This window comes from Arthrobacter sp. HMWF013 (assembly GCF_003061105.1).
In the GTDB taxonomy this organism is placed as follows: domain Bacteria; phylum Actinomycetota; class Actinomycetes; order Actinomycetales; family Micrococcaceae; genus Arthrobacter.
This window is the reverse complement of sequence record NZ_QAIQ01000329.1, coordinates 1-5,491: the sequence shown is the minus strand read 5'-3', so window position 1 is coordinate 5,491 and position 5,491 is coordinate 1. Positions and strand designations below refer to the sequence as shown.

At 64.3% G+C, this 5,491-nt stretch carries 5 protein-coding genes; 3 read left to right on the top strand and 2 right to left on the bottom strand.

Going from position 1 to position 5,491, the window contains the following annotated elements; all coding sequences use genetic code 11:
- A partial coding sequence (locus DBR22_RS12385; RefSeq protein ID WP_108599266.1) for a hypothetical protein occupies positions 1-592 on the top strand: 592 nt, incomplete at its 5' end.
- 204 nt (positions 593-796) lie between these two features.
- Here DBR22_RS12385 and DBR22_RS12380 read toward each other — a convergent pair.
- Both DBR22_RS12380 and DBR22_RS12375 read right to left on the bottom strand, forming a co-directional pair.
- Positions 797-1,303, bottom strand: coding sequence for a hypothetical protein (locus tag DBR22_RS12380; protein ID WP_108599265.1), 507 nt, complete (start codon positions 1,301-1,303; stop codon positions 797-799).
- Between the two features lie 166 nt (positions 1,304-1,469).
- On the bottom strand, positions 1,470-2,468 hold the full coding sequence (locus tag DBR22_RS12375; protein ID WP_108599264.1) for an aldo/keto reductase: 999 nt from the start codon (positions 2,466-2,468) through the stop codon (positions 1,470-1,472).
- Positions 2,469-2,765: 297 nt separating this feature from the next.
- Between DBR22_RS12375 and DBR22_RS12370 the strand changes: the two genes are divergently transcribed.
- Positions 2,766-4,364: a PucR family transcriptional regulator gene (locus DBR22_RS12370; RefSeq protein ID WP_108599263.1), complete on the top strand. Its 1,599-nt coding sequence runs from the start codon at positions 2,766-2,768 to the stop codon at positions 4,362-4,364.
- Positions 4,361-5,293, top strand: coding sequence for a glutaminase (locus DBR22_RS12365; RefSeq protein ID WP_108599262.1), 933 nt, complete (start codon positions 4,361-4,363; stop codon positions 5,291-5,293). Before DBR22_RS12370 ends, DBR22_RS12365 begins: the two co-directional genes overlap by 4 nt.
- Positions 5,294-5,491 lie beyond the last annotated feature (198 nt).

The following is a 5,491-nucleotide window of genomic DNA, read 5'->3' as shown; positions in this document are numbered from 1 at the left end:
CGCCGTGACGTCCAGTGCCACCGGTACCGCGCCGTCGTCGGAATCCTGGACAAGCTTCACCACCTCGGATGGTGAGCTGACCTTCGACCACCCGGCAGCCTGGGGCGTGCGGGACCCCGCCGGGGACCTGCCCGAGGGCGGCGGGGCGTTCGCCGAGGTGACCAACGCGGCCGGCAAGCCGCTGGCGACGCTCCGGACCAACATGGCGACGGGTTCAACGTGCATGGAGAAATACCCGTACGAAGTGTTGGAGTCGCAGGAACTGCCGGCCCTGACGCAGGACGGAGCCGCACCCAGGTACGTCTACGAGACCCGCGGTAACGATGCAGCCCCGGGACCTGCCGATACTCCCGCGGCGGCCTATGGCATCACCACGATGCAGCCGCCCACCGGGGACTCGACCTGCGCCATCTTCCACTTTTTCACCTGGCCGCCCACCGCCGCCATGTTCGGCGCGTTCTTCAGCCCGGACAACAACGTGACGCCCGGGGCGGAGTCCCTGCCCTATGTGGAGCAGGCCAAAAAGTACGCGGAAACCGAGGAGTACGCGGACATCAAGCGGATGATTACCTCGCTGCGTCCGGCGGGGTGAGTTGACCGACTGTCCGCCTCCGGACGCCCCGCAGCTCAAGGTTCCCTCAAGATTTTGGGCGATGGCCCCAGATGGCGTTACCGCCACGGGCGGCCCGTACATTGATTTACGGCCTTGGCTTGCTTTCCCAACCCGAAGCCTCGGAAGCCCCCGCGCTGGAGTTCAACTCGTGTGGGGGCTTCCAATCAAAGGCCGTGATGCGGCTTAGCGCGTACGCAGTGCGGCGCAGATATCGACGGATTGGCCCGCCGTGCTTTCTAGGGTCCAGACACCTTCTGTAGTGACGGTGTACACAACCCGCCCGAGGTACAGCGTCGTGGAAGGCCCGGAGGGTACGTCCGTAGGGAAGAAAATGAGGACGTTGTGGCCAGTGACTGAGCTTGTGGACGTTCCGTCGGCGTTGTAAGTCGTTCTGTTCACCGACCCATTCGACTCGAAGGTGATGGAGGCCTTCGTGGTGAGGTTCGTGAACGTCAGGGTGTAGCCCTTGCCGGCTTCGATGGATTTCACGACGTTTCCGTTGCGGTCTTCGAACTCTTTGTAATGTCTCTTGGAATCTGCTCCTTCCACCCGGAGGTCAAATCCGGCACAGGCGAGACCAGCCGGCAAATCCTGGGAAAAATCCGGGGCGGCGGTTGCCGCCGGGGCGCCGCACAGGGTTGCGGCGATACTTGCCACCACGGCAAGGCTGGCAGGTGACTTTCGGTTCATCGGATTACCTCCACTGCTAAGAAGCGATGCTTCCCTGAGATGGCACGCCGTCATGTGACTGACAGTGGAGACCGTTCGCCGTTGACTTTCAAAACTTAGGGCTGGCCGTTCCACCTGTCAACGAGTTTTTCTTACCCGGCCCATGACATTGGAATGAGGCGGGTGCCTAAAGGTTGGTCATCCGCTCCGCGGCCTCGCTGTACCGGCCGCCCTCGACGGTGATCCTGTCTGCGGCGTCGTTGATCTCGGTGAGTTCCGCGGCGGAGAGCCTCACGTCGGCGGCGCCGAGGTTCTCCTCGAGCCGGTGCAGCTTGCGGGTGCCCGGAATCGGCACGATCCACGGTTTCCGGGCCAACAGCCAAGCCAATGCCATCTGCCCGGGGGTGGCTCCCTTGCGCTCGCCGATGCTGGTCAGCAGGTCCACCACGGCCTGGTTGGTCGCGAGGGCTTCGGGGGTGAACCGTGGGATGGTGCTGCGGATGTCGTTGCCGGCTTCGAAGGTGGTGGACGCGTTGATGGTGCCGGTGAGGAAGCCTTTGCCCAGCGGGCTGTAGGGGACGAACCCGATGCCCAACTCCTCGCACGTGGCCAGGACTTCCTCCTCAGGACGCCGCCACCAGAGCGAATACTCACTCTGGACGGCGGTCACCGGCTGGACGGCGTGGGCGCGGCGGATGGTGGCCGCCGCGGCCTCGGACATGCCGAAGTGCTTGACCTTCCCGGCTTCGATGAGCTCTTTGACCGCCCCCGCGACGTCCTCGATGGGAACGTCGGGGTCCACCCGGTGCTGGTAGTAGAGGTCCAGTGCATCAACCCCAAGCCGCTGCAGCGATCCTTCCACTGCTTCCTTGATGTGGTCAGGCCGGCTGTTGACACCGCCCCGGGGCTTGCGCTCCGCGGGGTCGATGTCGAAGCCGAACTTGGTGGCGATCACCACCTGGCCCTTGAACGGGGCCAGGGCCTCACCCACCAGTTCCTCGTTAATGTAGGGACCGTAGATCTCCGCAGTGTCGAAGAACGTGACGCCGCGGTCCACGGCGGTGCGGATCAGGCAGATCATCTCGGCCCGGTCCGGGGTGGCGCTGAAACCGCCGGTCATGCTCATGCAGCCCAGCCCAATGGCGGAGACTTCCAGGCCGTTGGTGCCGAGGGTGCGCTTTTCCATGGGTGATGCTCCTGTACGTGATGAGGGAAGGACGGCTGAGGGCCGTCCCGTGGTCCACATCAACGACGGTATCCGGGCGCGGAAAAGCGTGGGAGTGCCTGCGAGTACCCCCTAGGACCGCCGATCAGTCACCCCCGCCATGTGGCCATAGAGGCCCGGCAGGCTTCCAGGCTTGGCCGGCTGCCCGAAAAGCTGCCACTGCCTTTGGTTTCTCTTACATATTTTGCGCCTCCTGCGTGGATAGCATGAGGTGACCGGACAGAGCCGTCCGGGCCAGCTCCAAGCAGAAGGAAACCGATGGCAGCGGTTACGGTGGACGACATCCTCTCGGATGTCCCCTTGGGTTTCGCCAGCCTTATCCTTCGTCCGGCCCCGGCGGACGGGGCGATCGAACGGTTCCTGATCGTGGATGCCGATGATGAAACCGCCGACGGCGGGGCGGCCTTTGTCCTGCTGATCGGCGTCCGGGGACGCTCGGCTTTGCCTGCCCTCCGGCGGCTCCTCAGGAACCCGCCGCGGGTGGTCGCCGTCAAGGGGGAGCGCGCAGAGCTCGCAGAAGCTGAAGAGCTGCTTCGGGATGCCGGCACGGGCCTGCTCCTGGTAGACCCGGGAGCCGACTGGGACCGGTTGCTGTCCATTGCCAAGGACCGTATCCAGCCACCGAGCTATCAGCACGAAGTGCTGACGCTGCTGGAAGAGGACCTGTTTGCCATCGCCCAGACCACGGCCCGGCTCACGTCCAGCCACGTGCTCATCGAAGATGCCGCCAATAAAGTGCTGGCGTACTCCACCGTTTCGAACGACATCGACGAACTCCGCAAGGCCTCCATCCTCGCCCGGCGCGGCCCGCGCAAATACGAGCTGCTGTTGAAGGACCTGGGCGCCTACCGCGAACTGCACAGGACCCGGCTGCCGGTGCGTGTACCGGCCCGGCCACAGGACGGGCTGCGGGAACGCGTGGCCATCACCCTTTTCGCGGGGGACCGGATCATGGGCTACATCTGGCTGCAGGAAACCGGCGCCGGTTTCGGCGCCGACGTTGACTACGTGCTCACCGGATCGGCGGCGCGGGCCTCCGCCGAGCTCATCCGGTACCGCAACCAGCAGTCCGTCCACATGCGCGAAGACCGAATCGTGCGGATTCTTTCAGGCCCGGCGGAGGCTGCGGCAAGTGCGCACAGCGAGAAGATCCCTGCCGACCGCCCTGCTGCGCTGATCCTGATAGGAATATCGGATGCCGATGCCCAAGCGGACGACGCCGCGTTGAAACACGGCGAACTCGCGAACCTGGCATCCATCCACGCAGCTGCGTACAAGGCCTCCGCGATAGTGGGGCAATACAACGGCGACACCGCCGTGATTGTGCCGGGCCTGCAGTCCTCGGCAGCTGAAACCGGGTTGCGGAGCCTGGCCGAATCGATCGTGCGGGATGCCGGCAAACACCTGGGTATGAGACCCTTCGCAGCGGTGGGCCCAGTGGTCCCGGACCTGCTGTCCATCCACTCGATCACCCGGATCACCGAGGCTCTGTTGGGCTGCGTGGGCTCATCCGAGGACACGTCAGTGGCCACCATCGACGACTTCGAGGGCGAGATCCTTTTCCGCGAGGCCGTCAGGAATTTCTCCTCCTCCACCTTTCGCCACCGAAGCCTTTCCCGGCTGCTGAATGAGGACAGCGAACTGGCGGAGACCCTGTGGAACTACTTTGAAGCGTCCCTTGATGTCGCCGAGTGCGCACGGCGGATGCGGCTGCACAAAAACACTGTCTATTACCGGATCAGCAAGGCATCCCGCGTGACCGGGTTGGCCTTGGGCAACCCGCGGGACACGCTCGTTGCCCTGCTCCATATCCAGGAATGGGCCGGAACACATAAGGAACAGTTGGGCACCACATGACCACAGCACTCAAGGCACCGCCGTTGGGACCGATCCTAGACGACATCGTCCGCAGCCACAGGCCACAGCGCGAAGCAGGATCTGTCCCGGCCAACATCCCCTTCCTCGGAGCGGTCCCGTTCGACAGGTTCGGCATCGCCGTCGCCACCGCTTCGGGCGAGGTGTTCAGCTCAGGTGATGCTGAGGTCCCCTTCTCCATCCAGAGCATCTCCAAGGTCTTCACCCTGGCCATGGCGCTCCAGGGCGACAGGTCTGGGTCGCTGTGGTCCCGTGTGCTGCGCGAACCCTCTGGCACATCGTTCAATTCCCTGGTCCAGCTGGAGGTGGAGCACGGCATCCCGCGGAACCCCTTCATCAATGCCGGGGCCCTGGTTGTCACAGACCACCTCATGAAGGAAACGCCCGACGCCGCCACCCGGCTTCTGCGGTTCCTCGCCACCCAGGCGGCCAGCACAGGAGCCTACATCGATGAGGCGGCTGCTGCCGGCGAGCTGGCCGGCAGCAGCCGGAACCTTGCACTGGCCCACTTCCTGAAGGACTTCGGCAACCTGCAGCAGACCGCGGAGTCAGTGGTGGAAAACTACGTCCGGCAGTGCTCCATCATGATGACCTGCGTGGAACTGGCCAGGGCCGGACTCTTCCTTGCCCGCAATGGCCAGGGAACACACGGAACTGTGGTGTCCGCCAGCGAGGCGAAACGCATCGGTTCGATCATGCTGACGTGTGGCATGTACGACGCCGCCGGTGAGTTCGCCTACCGCGTGGGTTTACCCGGAAAGAGCGGGGTGGGCGGCGGGATCCTGGTCATCGTCCCCGGTGTCTGCGCCATCTGCGTCTGGTCCCCACGGCTCGATGCGAAGGGGAACTCCCTGGCCGGAACAGCAGCGCTCGCCGATCTTTCCGACCTTACCGGCTGGTCCGTTTTCTGACCCCCGCCGCTGCGAGTCACCGCGACACGCATCTCACTTCTTCTTAACCCACCCGAGTTAGATCTTCCCCGGATCGAAAGGATCAACCATGCCCATCAACCCCAATGACGAGGTTGTACTCAAGCAGGCCATCCCTGACCACATCATCGACGGCGGCCACGCGCACGCGTCCGAGACTGCCCTGCACGCGGAAGACCA